Here is a 19,271-nt window from a genome sequence, read left to right as displayed (position 1 = left end):
CGACGGGCCACTCCCGGCCGGGAGTGGCCCGTCGGCCCTCAGGCCGCCGTCGCCAGCCGCTCTCTCGGGACGAAGCGGACCTCGGGGTGGCCGCGGTGCCAGCCGACCGACAGCCGCAGGTTGCCGACGCGGGCCAGGACCAGGCCGACGGTGACCGCGGCCGCGGCCGAGATCAGGCCGCCGACGGCGAAGCCCACCCGGGAGCCGTAGGTGTCGGTGATCCAGCCGACCAGGGGCGCCCCGAGCGGCGTACCGCCCATGAAGACCATCATGAACAGCGCCATCACCCGGCCGCGCATGGCGGGGTCGGTGGCCATCTGGACCGTGGTGTTCGCCGTGACGTTCACCGTCAGGCCGAAGATCCCGATCGGGACCATCAGCAGCGCGAACAGCCACAGCGACGGAGCCAGGGCCGCCGCTATCTCCAGGACACCGAAGGCCAGGGCCGCGCCGATCAGCATCCGCAGCCGTGCGGTACCGCGCCGGGCGGCGAGCAGCGCGCCCGCCAGCGAGCCGACGGCCATCAACGTGTTGAAGAGGCTGTACGTGCCCGCGCCCGCGTGGAAGATGTCGTCCGCGTAGGCCGACAGCCACACCGGGAAGTTGAAACCGAAGGTGCCGATGAAGCCGACCAGGACGATCGGCCAGATCAGCTCGGGGCGCCCGGCGACGTAACGCAGGCCCTCGCGGAGCTGGCCCTTGCCGCGCGGGGCGCGCCGCACCACGTTCAGCTCGCGGGCACGCATCAGCAGCAGACCGGTGATGGGGGCGACGAACGAGACGCCGTTGAGCAGGAAGGCCCAGCCGGTGCCCACGCCGGTGATCAGCAGACCCGCGACGGCGGGGCCGACCAGGCGGGCCGACTGGAAGTTCGCCGAGTTCAGGCTGACCGCGTTCTGGAGCTGGCCGGGGCCGACCATCTCCGAGACGAAGGACTGCCGGGCCGGGTTGTCGATGACCGTGGCCAGACCCATGGCGAAGGCCGCGAGGTAGACGTGCCACACCTGGACGTGCCCGGAGAGGGTGAGGGCGGCGAGCGCGAGGCCCGTCAGGCCCATCGCCGTCTGGGTCGCCAGCAGGGTCGGGCGCTTGGGCAGCCGGTCGACCAGGACGCCGCCGTACAGCCCGAACAGGAGCATCGGCAGGAATTGCAGCGCGGTGGTGATACCGACCGCGGCGGACGAGCCGGTCAGGCTGAGCACCAGCCAGTCCTGGGCGATGCGCTGCATCCAGGTGCCGGTGTTGGAGACGACCTGGCCGATGAAGAACAGGCGGTAGTTACGGATCTTCAGCGAGCTGAACATCGACGACTTGGCCTGCGGCGCGGACGCGGTGTCGTGGGTGTCAGGTGCGGGGGCGGAATCTGCTCCGGATCCCGTACTCAAAAGCTTTCGCCTCCTCGGGCGGACGTGCGGTGGGGACGAACGGGACGCTTGGGCGGCCGTAGGCGGTGGGTGCGGTGTCGGCGGGTGGTTGGAGGCGATCGGTCGGAGGTGGTCGGTCGGAGGGGTCGCCCGCAGGCGATCGGTCGGAGGCGGCGAGACGGCAGTGGCCCGGGGGGGGTGGCGGGCGGGCCCGCTGGGAAGCGGGGGCCGGGGCCCAGCGGGCGGTGGGTAGGGATCCGAGGCGGCGGTCGAGGGCGGTGGTGGCGGGCGGGCTCGCTGGGAAGCGGGGGGAGCGAAGGCCCGGCGGCCCGGCAGCCGGTGGGTGATCCGGCGGAGGCGGGCGACGGGCGGACGGCCGACGGTCGTGGGTGGTTCGGCAGTGGCGGACAGCGGACGGTCGCGGGTGACGGGTGGTCCGGCGGAGCCGGGCGGGGCGGACGGAGCTGGGCGGGCGGCCCGGTGGTGGTCGGGCCTACCGTCGGTCCGCCCCGCCCCGCCCCACCTCATTGATGCGCGAGCTTCTCCAGCACCGGCGCCGCCGCCCGTAGCTTCTCCCACTCGTCCTCGTCCAGAGTCTCCACCAGACCGGCCAGCCACGCGTTCCGCTTGCGGCGGCTCTCCTCGAGCATGGTCTCGGCCTGCTCCGTCTGCGTGACGACCTTCTGGCGCCGGTCCTCCGGATGCGGCTCCAGCCTGACCAGGCCCTTGGCTTCGAGCAGTGCCACGATGCGGGTCATCGAGGGCGGCTGGACGTGCTCCTTGCGGGCCAGCTCGCCCGGAGTCGCCGTGCCGCAGCGGGCGAGGGTGCCGAGCACCGAGATCTCGGTGGGGCTCAGCGTCTCGTCGACCCGCTGGTGCTTGAGTCGACGGGACAGGCGCATCACTGCGGACCGCAGTGCGTTCACAGCGGCCGCATCGTCGCCATGGGTGAGGTCAGGCATGTTCTTTAGGGTAACTCATTACTCTGACTAAAGACCACCGGGTTGCCCGTGAATCGGGCCACTGAACCAGTACGTCACTCATATGAGTGAGTTGGTAACAAAAAGCCACCCGTCGCCCACACGGGGACCGGAACCCTCGTCGGCATGGGGACCAGAGTGCTCAGCCTGCGGATGGACGGGGAGCTGCTCGACCGGCTCCGGCAGCACGCCGCCAGAAGCGGAATGAGCGTCCAGGACTATGTCGTCCGGACGCTCATTCGGCAGGATTTCGACCAGCGCTTCCAGTCCGCGGTCGAGGAGACGGAGCGGTTCTACGGGGTCAGATGACGGCCCCGGCCCCCCATGCGCGGGGTGCCGGGCTCCGGCCCCGCTCCGCAACGCGCTGTCGGCTCAGGTCAGGCCGAGCGCCGGCATCAGGTAGTAGAAGGCGAACACGGCCGACACCACGTACATCGCCACGGGGATCTCCCGGACGCGACCCGCCGCCAGGCGCAGCACCACGAAGGTGATGAAGCCCATGCCGATGCCGTTGGTGATCGAGTATGAGAACGGCATCAGGAGCATCGTCACGAAGGCCGGGATGGCGATCGTGTAGTCCGTCCAGTCGATGTCCTTGATCGAGTGGGACATGATCAGGAAGCCGACCGCGATCAGCGCCGGGGTCGCCGCCTGCGACGGAACCATGGTGGCGATGGGGGTCAGGAAGAGCGCGACGGCGAAGAGCCCGCCGGTGACGATGTTCGCGAAGCCGGTGCGCGCGCCCTCGCCGACACCGGCGGTGGACTCCACGAAGCAGGTGGTGGCCGACGAGGAGGTGGCGCCGCCCGCGGCCACCGCGATGCCGTCGACCAGCAGGACCTTGTTGATGCCGGGCATGTTGCCGTCGGCGTCGTTCAGCTTGGCCTCGTCGCTGACGCCCATGATCGTGCCCATCGCGTCGAAGAAGCACGACAGCAGGACCGTGAAGACGAACAGGATGCCGGTCAGCACGCCGACCTTGTCGAAGCCGCCGAACAGGCTCACCTTGCCGAGGAGGCCGAAGTCGGGGGTGGAGACGGGGTTGCCGGGCCACGTCGGGGTGGTCAGGCCCCAGGACGGGATGTCGGCGACGGCGTTGATGATCAGGGCGACGACGGTCATCGCGACGATCGAGATCAGGATCGCGCCGGGGACCTTGCGGACCATCAGCGCGAGCGTGAGCAGCGTGCCGAGGACGAAGATCAGCACGGGCCAGCCGTTGAGGTGGCCGTCGGCGCCGAGCTGGAGCGGCACGGTGGTCTGCGCGGCGTCCGGGATGCGCGAGACGAAACCGGAGTCGACCAGGCCGATCAGCAGGATGAACAGGCCGATGCCGATCGAGATGCCCTTGCGCAGACCCAGTGGCACCGCACTCATCACGCGTTCCCGCAGACCGGTGGCGACGAGGAGCATCACCACGATGCCCGCGAGCACGACCATGCCCATGGCGTCCGGCCACGCCATGCGCGGCGCGAGCTGGAGCGCGACGACCGTGTTCACGCCGAGTCCGGCGGCCAGCGCGATCGGTACGTTGCCGATGACGCCCATGAGCAGGGTGGTGAAGGCGGCGCTCAGGGCGGTGGCGGTGACGAGCTGGCCGTTGTCGAGCTGGTGCCCGTACATGTCCTTCGCGCTGCCGAGGACGATCGGGTTCAGCACGATGATGTAGGCCATCGCGAAGAAGGTCGCGAAGCCGCCGCGGACCTCCTGGCCCAGGGTGGAGCCGCGCTCGGAGATCTTGAAGAAGCGGTCGAGTGCGCCGTTCGCGGGCCGCGGGGACGGCTGCTTTTCCGGGGCGGGGGCCTGGGTGGTGGCCGAGGGGGACATGCGGGTCCTCATGCGTGCGGGGCCTTCGGGGGCCGGTACGGGGGCCGGCGGGTGGGGTACCCCGGCTCGGCTGCCTTTGGCGTTTCATACGAACATAAAGCGCCAGTCTCAGACTGTTTCAGTATGAACATATGAGGTCGAAATCGCTATCTCCGCGCGTAGACCGCTGGGACGAAGGGCGCGCGCACCGTTCGTCCGGACGGCCTCGGGCCTTCGGAGACCGCACCGGCACCCGCCCCCGGCCAAGCCCCCGCCCCGCCCTCGTAAGCTGTGTCCATGGCGAAGTGGACTCCCAAGCACGAGGCGCCGGAGCCCCTGGAGGGGCCCGTCGTCGCCACCATCACCGGCGGCACGATCCTCTGGTTCGTCCTCTTCCTGGTGCAGCTCCCCTTCTACGGCTGGTTCGACGACCACGGGCACACCTGGTGGCTGTGGACCTGTCTGGCCGGCGGGGGTCTCGGCCTGATCGGCGTCTGGTACGTCCGCGGGCGCGACGCGGCCATCAAGCGGGACGCCGCCCACAGGGCCGCCGTCACCGACTAGGCCGCGGTTTTCGTATACCCCGGCACTTCCCGGGGGCCGAGTACTACCACCGCACGATCCCCGGCGATTTCCCGTCCTCCCCAGGATGGATGTTTGGGGCACTCGGCAGGTGAAGCCGTATGTGCGCACGTACCGTCGGATCCATGACGCACACCGACGCGGGCACGGACGTCGACCCCGCCCGCCCCTCAGCACCGCCCGGACGGGCCCGCGGACTGACCGCCGCCGAGGTGGCCGAGCGGGTCGCGCAGGGCAAGGTGAACGACGTTCCCGTCCGCAGCAGCCGCTCGCTGATGGAGATCGTCCGCGCCAACGTCTTCACCCGCTTCAACGCGATCATCGGTGTGCTCTGGGTGATCATGCTCTTCGTGGCGCCCTTCCAGGACAGCCTCTTCGGTTACGTGATCATCGCCAACACCGGCATCGGGATCATCCAGGAGTGGCGGGCCAAGAAGACCCTGGACTCGCTGGCCGTGATCGGCGAGTCGAAGCCGACCGTCCGCCGGGACGGGAAGGCCGTCGGCGTCCGCACCTCCGAGATCGTCCTCGGCGACGTGATCGAGATCGGGCCCGGCGACAAGATCGTCGTGGACGGCGCCGTCGCCGAGGCCGACGGCCTGGAGATCGACGAGTCGCTGCTCACCGGCGAGGCCGACCCCGTCGTCAAGCGCCCCGGGGAGCAGCTCATGTCGGGCAGCTTCGTGGTGGCGGGCGGCGGCGCCTTCACCGCGACCAAGGTGGGCCGCGAGGCGTACGCGGCCCAGCTCGCCGAGGAAGCCTCCCGCTTCACCCTCGTCCACTCCGAGCTGCGCAGCGGCATCTCCACGATCCTCAAGTACGTGACGTGGATGATGGTCCCGACCGCGATCGGCCTGGTCATCAGCCAGCTCGTGGTCAAGGACAACGCCTTCAAGGAGTCCGTGGCGCGGACGGTCGGCGGCATCGTGCCGATGGTGCCGGAGGGGCTGGTGCTGCTGACCTCCGTCGCCTTCGCGATCGGCGTCATCCGGCTCGGCCGCAAGCACGTCCTGGTGCAGGAGCTGCCCGCGATAGAGGGACTGGCCCGCGTCGACACCGTCTGCCTGGACAAGACCGGCACGCTCACCGAGGGCGGCATGGACGTCACGGAGGTACGGCCCCTGGGCGACGACGGCGGCCATGACGACGACGGCGGCCATGAGGACGGCGACGGCCATGAGGACGGCGACGGCCATGACGACGGCGACGGCCATGACGACGGCCATGACGACGGCGACGGTGACGACGCGCGGATGGGCTACATACGCAAGGTCCTCGGCGCGCTCGGTGAGTCGGACCCCCGCCCCAACGCCTCCCTCCAGGCCATCGTCGCCGCCTTCCCCGACAGTGACGACTGGCGCTGCACGGAGTCGCTGCCCTTTTCCTCCGCGCGCAAGTACAGCGGGGCCACCTTCAGCGAGGGCGACGGGGAGTCCAGCACCTGGCTGCTCGGCGCCCCCGACGTACTGCTGCCCGCCGGGGACGCGGCGCTGCGCGAGACCGAGCGGCTCAACGAGCAGGGGCTGCGGGTACTGCTGCTGGCCCGCGCCGCCAGGGAACTGGACGCCCCGGACGTCAAGGAAGGGGTGCGGGCCACCGCCCTGGTCGTCCTGGAGCAGCGGCTGCGCCCGGACGCCGCCGACACCCTGCGCTACTTCGACGAGCAGAACGTCCGGGCCAAGGTGATCTCCGGGGACAACGCCGTCTCGGTGGGCGCGGTCGCCGGGAAACTGGGGCTGCCGGGCGCCGCCACACCGGTCGACGCCCGCGAACTGCCCGAGCGGGCCGAGGAGATGGGCAAGGCGCTGGAGGAGGGCACCGTCTTCGGGCGGGTCGCCCCGCAGCAGAAGCGCGACATGGTGGGCGCGCTCCAGTCCCGCGGCCACACGGTGGCGATGACCGGCGACGGCGTCAACGACGTACTGGCCCTCAAGGACGCCGACATCGGGGTCAGCATGGGCTCGGGGTCCGAGGCGACCCGGGCCGTCGCGCAGATCGTGCTGCTCGACAACAGCTTCGCGCCGCTGCCCTCGGTGGTCGCGGAGGGCCGCCGGGTCATCGGCAACATCACCCGGGTCGCGACCCTCTTCCTGGTGAAGACGGTCTACTCGGTGCTGCTCGCGGTGTTCGTGGTGTGCTGGCAGGTGGAGTACCCGTTCCTGCCGCGCCATCTGACCCTGCTGTCGACGCTGACGATCGGCGTCCCGGCGTTCTTCCTGGCCCTCGCCCCGAACAGGGAACGGGCCCGGCCGCACTTCGTCAAACGGGTCATGCGGTACGCGATCCCGGGCGGCGTACTGGCCGCGGTGGCCACCTTCGTCACGTACCTGATCGCCCGCCACTACTACACCGGGTCGGGGGCGCTGGGCGCGGAGACCAGCGCGGCGACGCTGACCCTGTTCCTGATCTCCATGTGGGTCCTGGCGATCATCGCCCGGCCCTACACCTGGTGGCGGGTCTGCCTGGTCGCGGCGATGGGGGTGGCGTTCCTGCTGGTGCTCGCCGTGCCGTGGCTCCAGCACTTCTTCGCGCTGCGCCTGGTGGGCTCGGTGATGCCGTGGACCGCGGTGGGCATCGCGGCGGTGGCGGCGGCCGCCCTTGAGTTCCTGTGGAAGTGGGTCGACCGCCGCTTTCCCGCGTGAGGCTGCCTCTTACTACTTCACGTCGATGAAGTGTGTGTTGTGTTCACGGTGAGCTTGGATTGACTCGCTCCTTGGACTGAAATCCGAGGATTCTGGCCATCCCTGCCCCGACCTGTCCCGCTACGCGGCACGGGTCGGGGTGGGATTCCGTAACTTCCTGTTTCTTCGCGCTGTGCCAGAACGGGTTCTGGCCCTACCGGCGCTCCGCAGGCCGATGCCGCCAGTCCGGCGGCCTGTTTGACGTTGATCGCGGCGTTGTGGTCGCGGTCGTGGACGGCACCGCAAGCGGGGCAGGTCCACTGCCGCACGTGCAGGGGTTTGGGTCCGTCCCGGTACCCGCAGGCCGAGCACACCTGGCTGGTGGGCTCGAACCGGCCGATCTTGACGAAGGTCCGCCCGTAGCGCTGCGCCTTGTACTGGAGCATGGCCACGAACTGGGCCCAGCCCGCGTCGTGGACACTCTTGGCCAGCCGGGTGCGCGCGAGGACGGAGACCGCCAGGTCCTCCACCGCGACCGCTTGGTTCTCGCGGATCAACTGCGTGGACAACTGATGGTGGAACTCCTTGCGCGCATCGGCCACGGCCGCATGGGCGCGGGCGACCTTCAGCCGGGCCTTGGCCCGATTCTTCGACCCCTTCCGCTTGCGGGACAGCTCCCGCTGGGTCTTCTTCAGCTTCTTCTCCGCCCGGCGCAGAAACCGCGGGCTGTCGATCTTCGTGCCGTCGGAAAGTACCGCGAAGTGAGTGAGGCCCAGGTCGATGCCGACGACCCGGTCGGAGTCGGGAGCATCGAAGCGAGTCCGGTCCGTGGCGGGATCGCTGTCGATGACGAAGGACGCGAAGTACCGTCCCGCCGCGTCCAGGATCACCGTCACGCTGGACGGCACGGCGGGCAGGGACCGCGACCACGCCACCCGCACGGCGCCGATCTTCGGCAGGACCAGCCGCCCCTTGCCGGTGATCTTCCAGCGGGCGTTCGCGGTGAACCGGATCGACTGCCGGGCATCCCTGCGCGACTTGAACCGCGGCGCCCTCACCTTCGGCCCTCTGCGCTCGCCCTTCAGCGAGGCAAAGAAGTTTCGGTACGCGACCTCCGCATCTCGCAGGGACTGCTGCAGCACCACCGCGGAGACCTCGGCCAGCCAGGAACGCTCCGGCGTGTGCCGGGCCTGGGTGATCAGCCATTTCGACAGCTCGGCCGCGCTCGGGAACGGCAGCCCGGCCGCGTGGGCGTCCCGACGGGCTCGTACCGCGTCGTTGAACACCACCCGCGCACACCCGAACGCCCGGGCCAACGCCGTGCGTTGACCGGGCTCCGGATACAACCGGAAGGCATACCGAAGCTGCATGCGAGGATCGTACGAACACACAGCATCGGCTGTCGCCAGGAACAGCCGTTCCCCAGTTCACACTACACACGGTCCACGAACAAGTGATCAAGGTCATTGCCGGGAACGGGGTCACGCCCCCGACAGTGACCGGCTCGAAGTCTGGCCGCCACTGGCCCTCAGTCGAACCAGCGGTCCCGCGCCAGCTCCGCCGTGCGGGAGGGGTCCTCCAGGAGCGCGGCCACCTCGAAGCGGCGCGGCCACTGCCCGGCCGCCCAGGCGAGACCCGCGGCCACGCCTTCCAGGGTGGCGGCGTGCAGGACACCGTCCCGGGTGCGGCGCCAGTCCAGCTCGGTGCCGTCCACGACCAGTTCCTCGTGCTCGACGTACGAGGCGGGCGCGGCCGGGCCCAGCAGGGTCCGTACGGACTCGGGGACCTCGTGCTCGGTGCCGGGCGAGGTCACCTCGCCGGGCACCGACTCGCTCAGCCGCCGCACCTGGAACAGCTCGGCGAGATCGGCCGCCCGCGCCGGCGGTACGGGCAGCAGCGGCACCCCGTCCGTGAAGGGCAGCAGGTCGGGCGAGTCGACCACCACGGCGTCGGCCGCGTCGACCACCCGCACCTGCCCGTCGACCACGGCCCGCAGCTCGTCCGGCAGGGTCACCTTGTCGGGCTCCAGCTCGGCCAGCGCCGCGTAGAGCGCGTGCAGTTGGGCGGAGGTCACCTCGCGGCCGGGGTCGGCAAGGCGGTCGAGGAGTTCCGCGGCGCCGCCGGGCTCGTCGAGCAGGGCGGCCACGGAGGTGCGTACGCCCAGGGCCCGCAGTACCTGTTCGTCGTCGAAGCCGGTGGCGTCGGCCTCGTCGTACAGGCCGCGCAGCAGCGGGTCGCCGCCCGCGGCGCGCAGCCCGGCGGGCCGCCGCCCGTCGAGCACCGGGTGCCCGCGCAGCCACCAGGCGGTGTACGGGCGGACGATCTCGTGCGTCCCGTCCGGCAGCAGGATCCGTACCGGCTGGGTCAGCGCGTCGCGCAGCGGCGGCTTGGACAGCAGGGCCAGCGCCCGCGGCCAGTGGTCGTCGTCCACCAGGTCCAGGTCGCGGACGGCGACGATCTCGGTGGCGACGGGCGGTACCGGGCTGTCGGGCAGCCGGTCGAGGACGTCCTCGCACCACACGTCGACGGCGTCGAGCAGCCCGGCGTCGTCCGGTTCGGCGAAGTCGGTGTCGCGGGGCTCCAGTTCGTCCGGGTCGAGGACGACGTCGGCGGCGCGGACGAGGGCGAAACCGGCCAGCACCCCGCAGGCGGCGAGCGGCTGCTCGCCCCAGCGCCCGGCCAGCTCGGCGTCCACCGCGGCGAGTTCCCCCTCACGCATGACCTGGGCGAACGGGCTGCCCGGCAGGACCAGCTCACCGGCGGGCGCCAGTTCGCCGTCCTCGTCGGTCAGGGCGAGCGCGCCGAGCCAGGGCTCGTCGCCCGGCTCCAGGGCGGCGTCACGGACCAGCGCGAGCACGGCCTCGGCGAGCTCCTCGGCGTCGGGGCCCGCGCTGTCCCAGCCGCCGTCGTCGTCCAGCGAGGCGGCCACGGCGGCCCGGACCTGCGGGGTGGTCAGGACGGCGCGGGGCGTGGCGGGCAGGGCGCCCAGCTTCTCGAGGAGCGGGTGCGCGGCGTCCGGGTGGGCGATCTTGAGCCCGAGCCGGGCGAGGACGTCGGAGGCGATCCGGGGGCCGTCGGGCAACGGCAGCAGGACCTGCCGGGGCCCGATGGTGGTGCGCACCGCGCCGGAACCCGGGCCGTCCTCCTCCGTGGCGTCACCGGCCAGCGGTACGGGCAGGCCGGAGAGCCGGTCGGGGTCGACGCCCGCCAGGCTGTCGTAGAGCCGCCGCCACCAGCCGGGCTCCTTCTCCAGACCGGCCAGGCGGTCCACGGCCTCGGTCAGCGGCACCCGGGCCACGCCGAGGGTGCGCAGCTCCGCCCGGCGTTCGAGCCCGGCGGGCAGCAGGCTGGGCAGCACCTCGGCGAGAACGCGGACGGTTTCGGCGCCGGCGCCCTCGACCACCTCGGCGTCCCGGGGCCGCAGCGCGACGGGCACGGTCACCGGCGCGGTGTCACCGGGCTCGGCCGCCCAGTCGGCGGGCGCGTCCGGGCCCTCGGGCGGTACGGCGGGCGGCAGGAAGGCGGTACGGGGCAGCCGGGCGAGGATCGCGCCGTGCAGGGCGCCGTCCAGGGCGCCCTTGCCGAGCGGGCCGGGCACCAGGTCGATGATCCCGGGGCCCACGGGGCGCCAGCCGGCGAGCAGTCCGGCGTACGCGTCGGCCGCCCGCTCCACCAGGAAGTCGGTCAGCGGTCCCGGCGCGGCGTGCCGCCGGGTGGTGTCGAGCGGGAAGGAGGCGATGAGCAGCGCGGGCACACCGAGGGGCTCGTCGCTGGGGGTGGGCGCGTGCACGACGGGGCTGGTACGGGGGCGGGCCGGGGCGCCGTCGGCGTCGACGGGCACGGCCCAGGTCACCGACCAGTGCGGGCGCAGCCGTTCCTCGACCGGACGGTCGGCGAGCAGCCCGGCGTCGAGGGAGCCGTGCGCGGCGGCGGTACGCCAGCGGGTGACGCCGTCGCGGGAGTCCTCGATGACGACGCCGTGCTCATCGGCCCGACGCCGCAGCGTACGTACTCCGGTGTCGCCCTCGCCCTCGTCGCCGATCTCGACGACGACCTCTTCGAGGCCGGGGAGCGCGAGCAGCAGCGCGTCGTCCACCTGGCGCAGAAGCCTTTCCGCCAGTTCCCCGGCGGCGACGTCCCGCAACGGCAGGATGACCGCCGTGTCGTACGGTCCCGGGGCGCTGCCCTCGGCGGCGAACGGCAGCCGCAGCAGCGGCACATGGCCGTCGCGGCGGCGGACCTCGTCCCCGAGGCCGGGGCTGTGCCGGGCGGTGTCGGCCGCCAGCAGCCGGGCCTCGCCGAGCGACCAGCGGACCCCGCCGTGCCGGCCGACGACGGCCGGCTCCTCGGTCACGGCGAGCACGGCGGCGAAGCCGACGCCGAACCGGCCGACGGCCGTGCCCCCGCCGGTCTCGGCGTCCCGCTTGGCGGAGGCCCGCAGGGTCGACAGGGACTCCACACCCGCGGCGTCGAGCGGGGCGCCGGTGTTGGCGGCGACGAGCACCCCCTCGCGCAGGGTGAGGCGCAGCCGGCCCGGCACTCCCGCGCGGGCCGCTGCGTCGGCCGCGTTCTGGGCGAGCTCGACGACGAGCCGGTCCCGGTACCCGCCGAGTACGAGGTCCTCCTCGGCGTTGGCGTCCTCGCGGAACCGGGCCGGGCTGGTGGCCCAGGCGTCCAGCACTCCGCGCCGCAGACGCGCCGTACCGAACGGGTCCGCGCCCTCGGCCGCAGACCGCACGAACTTGCTCACGGTTCACTCTCCTCATCGGCCCACGTCGACGTGAGACCGAAGGTACCGCCCCGCCGCACACCACCGCGCACACCGGTCGGTGACTGGGCCCGACGGGCGGGCCGGCGCGCTCCCGGCCCTGCCGATCCGGCCGTTCGCCGGTCGCGAGCCCCGCCGGCCCGGGGCGGGAAGGGCGCCCCTGCCCGCGCTGTGTCCTACGAGTGGCCCAGTTCCGCCGTGGTCTCGTCCGTCGTCGCCGGGACCGAGCCGGAGTCGGGGGACGGGCGGAGGGGGAACTCGTCGACCCTGGTCTCGTCGATGACGGGGGCCGCGGGGCGGGGCGGCTTCGGCATGACCGCTGCCTCCGAGTGCCCGCCGCAGCCGTACGAGAGGGAGACGACCCGGCCGTCCGCCGGGGAGAACTCGTTCGCGCAGACGCCGAAGGCCTGCCCGAGCGAACCGCCCATCCTGACCAGGAAGCCGCAGCTCACGCAGGCCGCGGGCGCCGCCTGGGCCATCGGGGTCTTGGGGCCGAACGCATCTTCCCAGCGGTCGGCCGCGGTGTGCAGCCCGAAGCGGGACAGGACGCGGGCGCGCCCGAGGCCGACCTCGTCGGCGACCGCGGCGATCGCGCCGCGGCTGGTGACGCCCGGCAGCCCGACCGCGGGCCCGCCCGCAGCGGCCCGCCCGGCCGTCGCCGTCACGTCCCCCGCCACGTCCTCCGTCCCGGCCGGCCCGGCGGCCCCGTCGGAGACGGCCGCGAGGTCGGAGGCCGTGCTGTCGGCGACAGCGGTGCTGCCGGAGACGACGGAGTTCGGGGCCGGCTCGTCCTCGCCGGTGAAGCCCGGCTCGAGCCGGAGATCCTCGGCGTCGGTCGGCAGCAGATCGCCGGGCCCCATGTCACCGGGCCGCAGCCGCTCGCTCCACGGCACCCACTCCGGGGCGAGCAGCGCGTCGGAGCCGGGCAGCAGCACCGTCTCGTCGAGCGTCACGATCTTCGCGCGGGAGGCCCGGGCCACGGTCGACGCCCAGCGCCAGCCCCGGTAGCCCGGCTCCTTGCACTCGAAGAAGTGTGTGACAACGCGGTCACCCTCGGAGACCATGCCCACGTGCTCCCCGACCACGCCGGGTGCGGCCGCCTCCTCCGCCGCGGCGCGGGCGAGGTCGACGGCCTCGGCGCACAGGCGGTCGGGGGTGCGGCTTCGCGTTGTCGCTGCGCTCACAGGTATCGCTTCTCTCCTACGCCGTCTCACGAGTGCGCCACTACCGGCAGGGGGTGCGGACGGAGCGGACCTGGGGACCGCGTCGACGTCCGCGCCCGATCGCGCTCGGGCGCACCTACTCCATCCATTCTGCGGGATGACCGAGAGGCGCGCGGCCGAGAACAACCGCCGCAGGCGCGCTACGCACGCTACCTTCTCCCGGCGCCTGGGCCCACACCGGCGTGCGGCCGGGTTGGCACACAGGGCATGTACACAGGGCCGCTGAGCGGCGGCTGCGTGCCCGGCGCGGCGCCGTCCCACCCGTATCCGAAGCGCCCCGCCGCCCCATCCGTACCCCTTCTCCGCCGCTTCACCGCCCCTTTCCCGCCTCTCTCCCACAGCGCCATACGCGCGGTTACCGCACTACCTTCGGCCTTATCGGGGCACTATGACGGAGTGGCAGCCGCGAGGTCGCCCCAGGGGATCACCGGGACCGGTGGGGCCAGGGGGAACAACCGGAGTGGCGGGCCGGGCCGGCGGAACGGCCCCGTCCGCGCGGTCGGCCGTGCCCTGCACTTCCCCGTGACGGGCACCGCCCGCGGCATCCGCAAGGCGACCCACGCGCACGGCGCGGGCGAGTCGGGCCTCGGCAAGCTGATCGAGCTGCACGCGGTGAACGGCGCGGGCGACGTCATGATCACCGTCGCGCTCGCCTCCACCGTGTTCTTCTCGGTGCCCACGGACGAGGCGCGCGGCCGCGTCGCCCTGTACCTCGCCATCACGATGGCGCCGTTCACGCTGCTCGCGCCCGTGATCGGCCCGCTCCTCGACCGGCTGCCGCACGGCCGCCGGGCGGCCATGGCGGGCGCCATGCTGGCCCGCGCGCTGCTCGCGCTGCTGCTGTCGGGCGCGGTGGTGACGGGCGGCATCGAGCTGTATCCGGCCGCCCTCGGCGTGCTCGTCGCCTCCAAGGCGTACGGCGTCGTCCGCAGCGCGGTCGTGCCCCGGCTGCTGCCGCCCGGATTCTCCCTGGTGAAGGCGAACTCGCGGGTCACCCTCGGCGGGCTCCTCGCCACCGGGATCGCCGCCCCGATCGGCGCCGGGCTCCAGCTGATCGGCGCCCGCTGGCCGCTCTACGGGGCCTTCGCGCTGTTCGTCGCGGGGACGTTCCTGTCCATCTCGATGCCGCGCAAGGTCGACTCCGCCAGAGGCGAGGACAAGGCGCTGCTCGCCTCCGGCGAGGAGCATCTGCACGGCCCGCGGCTCGCGCACACCGAGCGGGCGGGCCGGCGCCCGGGGCTGCGCACGGTCGGTACGGCGGTGACCCACGCCCTCGCCGCCAACGCCGCGCTGCGCTGTCTGTCCGGGTTCCTGATCTTCTTCCTCGCGTTCCTGCTGCGCGTGCACCCGCTCACCGGGGAGAGCGCCGCGGTGTCGCTGGGCATCGTGGGCGTCGCCGCGGGCACGGGCAACGCGCTCGGGACCGCGGTGGGGGCCTGGCTGAAGGCCCGCGCCCCCGAGGTCATCATCGTGACGGTGGTCGCCGTCGTGCTCGGCGCGGCGATCACCGCAGCGGTGTTCTTCGGGGCGTTCCTCGTCGCGTGTCTCGCCGCGGTCGCCGGTTTCGCGCAGGCCCTGGCCAAGCTGTCCCTGGACGCGCTCATCCAGCGCGACGTGCCCGAACTGGTCCGCACATCCGCGTTCGCCCGGTCCGAGACGCTGCTCCAGATGGCCTGGGTGCTCGGCGGCGCGATCGGTATCGCGCTGCCGCTGAACGGCACCCTCGGGCTCGCGATCGCGGCCGCGATCGTGGCGGCCGGCTGGCTCACCACGGCACGCGGACTGCTGGGCGCGGCCCGGCACGGCGCGGGCGCCCGCTCCCGGGTGGCCTGAGCCGTACGCCGGGCACGGCACGCCGCCGCACCCCACGTGAGGGCAGTGCCGTAGCTGCCCGATAGCCTTCCGCCATGACCACCCTGCCCCGCGGCAGTGCCGCTAATGGACACCGTGTTGCGCGCCGCCGTCGCGCCGTCGCCGCCGTCGGCGCCGTATCGGCCGGGCTGCTCGCCCTGTCCGCCTGTGACAAGCCGACGCCGCTTGCCACCATCACGGTCGGCAAGAACTCGGTGAGCTCCGAGACCGACTGCTACGAGGACGGCAAGGAGGTGAAGACCGCGGAGCTGGCGAAGTGCCTGAAGGCCAAGGACATCAAGTCCATCGAGGTCGACCCCGACGAAACCGTCCGCTTCGGTGTGGACCCCGACATCGCGGACGAGGGCTGGACGATCCTGATGAACGGTCAGGCGCTGACCGACTCCAGCACGAAGACGTACCGCACGATCCCGGGCAGCGTGTTCTTCAACGCCCAGTACGGCGCCAGCGGGAACTCCACGCTCGTCTCGGTCAAGGCGGGCGAGAAGACGGTGACCGGCCTGTGGTCCTTCAAGCTCAAGAAGAAGTCCTGACCACGTCTGCGCCTCGTGTCCTCGTGGCCACCGCGGTACCCGTCGAACGGGACGCGGTGGCCCAGGCGTTCGCGGACCCGGCCGTCGAGGTGAGCCTGCCCGGCGTGAGGCTCCACCGGACCGGACGCCACGATCTGCTCGCCGCCGGGGTGGGCCCCGCGCCGGCCGGCGCCGCCACCGCCACCGCGCTCACCGCGGCCGCGCTGGCCGGTGAGCCGTACGCGCTCGTGCTCTCGGCAGGCATCGCCGGCGGCTTCACGCCCGACGTATCCGGCGCCTCGACCGCTGCGGCCGCCTCGCCCGGCGCCCCCGTCGGCTCGCTCGTCGTCGCCGACGAGATCACCGCGGCGGACCTGGGCGCCGAGACCGCCGACGGTTTCGTCCCGGTCACCGGCCTCGGCTTCGGCACCGTCACCCACCGTCCGCCGGAAACACTCATACGAGACGTCGCCGCGGTCACCGGAGCGCGTACCGGGACCGTGCTGACCGTCTCGACCGTGACCGGGACCGCCGCCCGCGCCGCCGCACTGCGCGCACGCCACCCCCGTGCCCTCGCCGAGGCGATGGAGGGGTTCGGCGTCGCCGAGGCGGCCGCCCTGCACGGCGTGCCCGTACTGGAGATACGCGCGGTCTCCAATCCCGTCGGCCCGCGCGACCGGGCCGCCTGGCGGATCGGTGCCGCCCTCGCGGCCCTGACCGGCGCCTTCGGGAAGCTCGCGCCCGTACTGGAGAGTTGGAACCCACATGACCACACCGACTGACCCCATCGAGCCCACCGATCCCACCGCCCCCGTCACCGAGCGCGTCGAGCCCGCCGGGGCCGTCGACTCCGCGCCGCTGCGGATCGCCTACTCCCCCTGCCCGAACGACACCTTCGTCTTCGACGCCTGGGCGCACGGCCGGGTGCCGGGCGCCCCCGCGCTCGACGTGACCTTCGCCGACATCGACATCACCAACGGCATGGCCGAGCGCGGCGAGTTCGACGTGCTGAAGGTGTCGTACGCCGTGCTGCCCTACGTGCTCGGCGAGTACGCGCTGCTGCCGTGCGGCGGTGCGCTGGGGCGGGGCTGCGGCCCGCTGGTGCTGACGCGGGAGCCGGACGCGGACTTGACCGGTCGCACGGTCGCCGTGCCGAGCGAGAAGTCGACGGCCTACCTGCTCTTCCGGCTGTGGGCGGCGGACACGGTGCCCGGCGGGGTCGGCGAGATCGTCGTGATGCCGTTCCACGAGATCATGCCCGCCGTACGGGACGGGAAGGTCGACGCGGGCCTGGTCATCCACGAGGCCCGGTTCACGTACCAGGACTACGGGCTGCACAACCTCGCCGACATGGGCGAGCACTGGGAGCGGACCACCGGGCTGCCCATCCCGCTCGGCGCGATCATCGCCAAGCGGTCGCTGGGCGAGGAACGGCTGCGGCTGCTCGCCGACTCGGCCCGCGCCTCCGTCCGCGCCGCCTGGGACGACCCCGAGGTCTCCCGCCCCTACGTCCTGGAACACGCCCAGGAGATGGACCCGTCCGTCGCGGACCAGCACATCGGCCTTTACGTCAACGAGTTCACCGCCGACCTCGGCGAGGACGGGTACGCCGCCGTCCGCGGGCTGCTCACGCGGGCGGCGGCCGAGGGACTCGTACCGCCCCTCGGCCCCGACGCGCTGGACTTCCCCTGAGGGGAGGGCCGTACGCGTACCGGTGCGGCGCGTTCTGGTTCGGCTAGACGTCCAACTGGTCGGCGACCGCGCGCAGCAGGCCCGCGATCTTCTTGCCGGAGGCCTTGTCGGGGTAGCGGCCCTTCTCCAGCATCGGCGTGATGTTCTCGAGGAGGGTCGTCAGGTCCTGCACGATGGAGGCCAGTTCGTCGGGCTTGCGGCGCTGGGCGGCGGCGACCGACGGCGTGGGATCCAGCAGGGTCACCGAGAGCGCCTGGTCGCCGCGCTGGCCGGCGACGACGCCGAACTCCACGCGCTGGCCGGGCTTGAGAGCATCGACTCCGGCGGGCAGGACCGAGGAGTGGACGAAGACGTCGCCGCCGTCGTCGCGGGAGAGAAAGCCGAAGCCCTTCTCGCTGTTGAACCACTTGACCTTGCCGGTAGGCACGTCTGTCCTCGTCCTCGTACTCGTCGGAAACTGCTCGGAAGAACTGCTGGCGCAAGCGCAACGGCCGGGAAACCGCTCTTGATAGCACTACAGCGGGTCGTCGGACCCGCCGGTACCAAGGCTAATGGTCCGGGGGCCGGTGACAAGACGTCCCCGGACTGTTCCTTCGCGCTGGGAACTACCCTGGTCGGGTGCGTGACAAAACCCAACCGAATTCCGCCGAAGCCGGTGACTGGCTGATCCGTGCCGGTGCGATTGTGTTCTTCGTCGGAGCCGTGGCCACTCTGGTCACCGTGGCCCCGCTACTGCTCGGAACGGAGCCTTTTCCGACGTTCATGTTCGGTCTGAGCATGCTGATGGGCGTCGGGTTCCTGATGGCCGGAGCGGGGGTGTTCCAGTCGCTCGCGGCGGGCCGCCGCCGCGCCCGCGCCTCCGGCTCGTAGCGGGGAGTTCCGCGGGGCGCACGGGCCGCGCGGACGGTACGGACGGACCGCACGGCCGGGCGGGCGACCGGTCTGCCGCCCGGCGGGCCGCCGTGCCCGAGTGGCCGGAATGCGCGGGTCGGACGGCCCGGATCCACAGGCCGCCCTGCCGTTCGTTCCGCGGACCGCCCCGCCGTTCCCTTCCTCAGGCCGACGTGTGGTCCCGCAGCCAGGCCGGGAATTCGGTCAGGCCGGACAGGACGACGTCCGCGCCCGCGTCCCGCAGTTCGGCGGCGGAGCAGGGGCCGGTGGTGACGGCGACGGAGTACGCGTGCGCGGTGCGGGCGCCGCGCACATCGCCGACGTGGTCGCCCACGTACACGCTCGCGCCGTGTTCGCGCAGCGCCTCCGCCTTCTGCTCGGCCCACAGGTTCCCGACGACGGCGTCGGCGTCGATGCGCAGGTGCTCCAGGTGCAGCTTGGCGTTTGGCTCGTACTTGGCGGTGACGACGACGGCCCGGCCGCCCAGCTCCCGCACCGCCGCGACGGCCTCCCGGGCGCCCGGCATCGCGAGGGTGCCCGTGATGGCGTGCGTGGGGTACATCTCGCGGTAGAGGTCGGCCATCGGGGCCACCCGCTCCGCCGGGAACCAGTTGGCGAGCTCCTCCTCGAGCGGCGGCCCGAGCCGGGTGACGACCAGGTCGCAGTCGATGTACGTCCCCGTGCGCGCGGCAAGTGCCTGGTAGCAGGCGTGGATGCCGGGCCGGGAGTCGATCAGGGTCATGTCGAGATCGAACCCGACGACCGGTGCGCGCGAAGTCATACGACCATTCTGCCCACGGCTACGACGGCCCTGCCGGGCCGGCCCGGCAGCCGCGGGTCAGCGCTTGCGTGCCGCTCTGCCGACGGAGGCGTCACCGGTCGGCGCGCCCACTGCCCGCCGGCCGCGCCTGGGCCGGTCCGCGGCGCGGGCAGCGGGCAGCAGGCAGCAGGCAGCAGGCA

16 protein-coding genes are annotated in these 19,271 nt (G+C 72.6%); 8 read left to right on the top strand and 8 right to left on the bottom strand.

The features are described from left to right. Nucleotides 1-38: 38 nt before the first annotated feature. Both ACFV6E_RS10860 and ACFV6E_RS10855 read right to left on the bottom strand, forming a co-directional pair. Nucleotides 39-1,385, bottom strand: coding sequence for an MFS transporter (locus tag ACFV6E_RS10860; RefSeq protein WP_385460552.1), 1,347 nt, complete (start codon nt 1,383-1,385; stop codon nt 39-41). Between the two features lie 503 nt (nt 1,386-1,888). Next, entirely contained in the window at nt 1,889-2,326 is a 438-nt protein-coding gene (locus tag ACFV6E_RS10855; RefSeq protein ID WP_385460549.1) for a MarR family winged helix-turn-helix transcriptional regulator, read from the bottom strand. A 144-nt stretch (nt 2,327-2,470) separates the two neighbouring features. Here ACFV6E_RS10855 and ACFV6E_RS10850 point away from each other — a divergent pair, with 144 nt between their 5' ends. Next, nucleotides 2,471-2,653 carry a ribbon-helix-helix protein, CopG family gene (locus tag ACFV6E_RS10850; protein WP_385166392.1) on the top strand — a complete coding sequence of 61 codons (183 nt, stop codon included), beginning with the start codon at nt 2,471-2,473 and terminating at the stop codon, nt 2,651-2,653. 63 nt (nt 2,654-2,716) lie between these two features. On the opposite strand, the gene ACFV6E_RS10845 is transcribed toward ACFV6E_RS10850, so the two are convergent. Continuing rightward, a complete protein-coding gene (locus tag ACFV6E_RS10845) occupies nt 2,717-4,171 on the bottom strand; it encodes an NCS2 family permease (protein ID WP_385166399.1) in 1,455 nt (484 codons plus the stop codon). Between the two features lie 276 nt (nt 4,172-4,447). Here ACFV6E_RS10845 and ACFV6E_RS10840 point away from each other — a divergent pair, with 276 nt between their 5' ends. Together ACFV6E_RS10840 and ACFV6E_RS10835 are read left to right on the top strand one after the other, a co-directional pair. Next, the gene (locus tag ACFV6E_RS10840) at nt 4,448-4,714 is read left to right on the top strand and encodes a DUF2530 domain-containing protein (protein ID WP_385166390.1); all 267 of its coding nucleotides are present in this window, start codon (nt 4,448-4,450) and stop codon (nt 4,712-4,714) included. A gap of 143 nt (nt 4,715-4,857) precedes the next feature. Further along, complete coding sequence (locus tag ACFV6E_RS10835) at nt 4,858-7,374, top strand: HAD-IC family P-type ATPase (RefSeq protein WP_385460546.1); 2,517 nt, start codon at nt 4,858-4,860, stop codon at nt 7,372-7,374. A gap of 17 nt (nt 7,375-7,391) precedes the next feature. Here ACFV6E_RS10835 and ACFV6E_RS10830 read toward each other — a convergent pair whose 3' ends face one another. From ACFV6E_RS10830 to ACFV6E_RS10820, 3 genes are all read right to left on the bottom strand, one after another. After that, nucleotides 7,392-8,723, bottom strand: coding sequence for an RNA-guided endonuclease InsQ/TnpB family protein (locus ACFV6E_RS10830; protein ID WP_385460543.1), 1,332 nt, complete (start codon nt 8,721-8,723; stop codon nt 7,392-7,394). A gap of 158 nt (nt 8,724-8,881) precedes the next feature. Then, nucleotides 8,882-12,103, bottom strand: a complete 3,222-nt coding sequence (locus ACFV6E_RS10825; RefSeq protein ID WP_385166386.1) for a sacsin N-terminal ATP-binding-like domain-containing protein — start codon at nt 12,101-12,103, stop codon at nt 8,882-8,884. 194 nt (nt 12,104-12,297) lie between these two features. Beyond that, entirely contained in the window at nt 12,298-13,305 is a 1,008-nt protein-coding gene (locus tag ACFV6E_RS10820) for a DUF3027 domain-containing protein (RefSeq protein ID WP_385460540.1), read from the bottom strand. A gap of 435 nt (nt 13,306-13,740) precedes the next feature. Between ACFV6E_RS10820 and ACFV6E_RS10815 the strand changes: the two genes are divergently transcribed. The 4 genes from ACFV6E_RS10815 to ACFV6E_RS10800 all read left to right on the top strand — a co-directional run bounded on the left by ACFV6E_RS10815 (nt 13,741) and on the right by ACFV6E_RS10800 (nt 17,420). Continuing rightward, the gene (locus ACFV6E_RS10815; RefSeq protein WP_385166383.1) at nt 13,741-15,177 is read left to right on the top strand and encodes an MFS transporter; all 1,437 of its coding nucleotides are present in this window, start codon (nt 13,741-13,743) and stop codon (nt 15,175-15,177) included. Between the two features lie 74 nt (nt 15,178-15,251). After that, complete coding sequence (locus ACFV6E_RS10810) at nt 15,252-15,749, top strand: DUF2771 domain-containing protein (protein ID WP_385166381.1); 498 nt, start codon at nt 15,252-15,254, stop codon at nt 15,747-15,749. A gap of 23 nt (nt 15,750-15,772) precedes the next feature. Next, nucleotides 15,773-16,510 (top strand): futalosine hydrolase, encoded by a 738-nt coding sequence (locus tag ACFV6E_RS10805; RefSeq protein WP_385460537.1) that lies wholly within the window; start codon nt 15,773-15,775, stop codon nt 16,508-16,510. Beyond that, nucleotides 16,494-17,420, top strand: coding sequence for a 1,4-dihydroxy-6-naphthoate synthase (locus ACFV6E_RS10800; RefSeq protein WP_385166378.1), 927 nt, complete (start codon nt 16,494-16,496; stop codon nt 17,418-17,420). Before ACFV6E_RS10805 ends, ACFV6E_RS10800 begins: the two co-directional genes overlap by 17 nt. A 43-nt stretch (nt 17,421-17,463) precedes the next feature. Here the strand turns inward: ACFV6E_RS10800 and ACFV6E_RS10795 are convergent, their stop codons facing one another. Next, complete coding sequence (locus ACFV6E_RS10795) at nt 17,464-17,847, bottom strand: cold-shock protein (protein ID WP_099503518.1); 384 nt, start codon at nt 17,845-17,847, stop codon at nt 17,464-17,466. A gap of 191 nt (nt 17,848-18,038) precedes the next feature. On the opposite strand from ACFV6E_RS10795, the gene ACFV6E_RS10790 reads away from it, so the two are divergent. Next, the gene (locus ACFV6E_RS10790) at nt 18,039-18,290 is read left to right on the top strand and encodes a hypothetical protein (protein ID WP_385166377.1); all 252 of its coding nucleotides are present in this window, start codon (nt 18,039-18,041) and stop codon (nt 18,288-18,290) included. Nucleotides 18,291-18,474: 184 nt separating this feature from the next. On the opposite strand, the gene ACFV6E_RS10785 is transcribed toward ACFV6E_RS10790, so the two are convergent. Then, on the bottom strand, nt 18,475-19,092 hold the full coding sequence (locus tag ACFV6E_RS10785) for an HAD family hydrolase (protein ID WP_385460534.1): 618 nt from the start codon (nt 19,090-19,092) through the stop codon (nt 18,475-18,477). Nucleotides 19,093-19,271 lie beyond the last annotated feature (179 nt).

The sequence above is a fragment of the Streptomyces sp. NPDC059785 genome (genome assembly GCF_042732375.1).
Lineage (GTDB): Bacteria > Actinomycetota > Actinomycetes > Streptomycetales > Streptomycetaceae > Streptomyces.
Note: the sequence above shows the minus strand (reverse complement) of the source record. Positions and strands in the feature narration are given on the sequence as shown.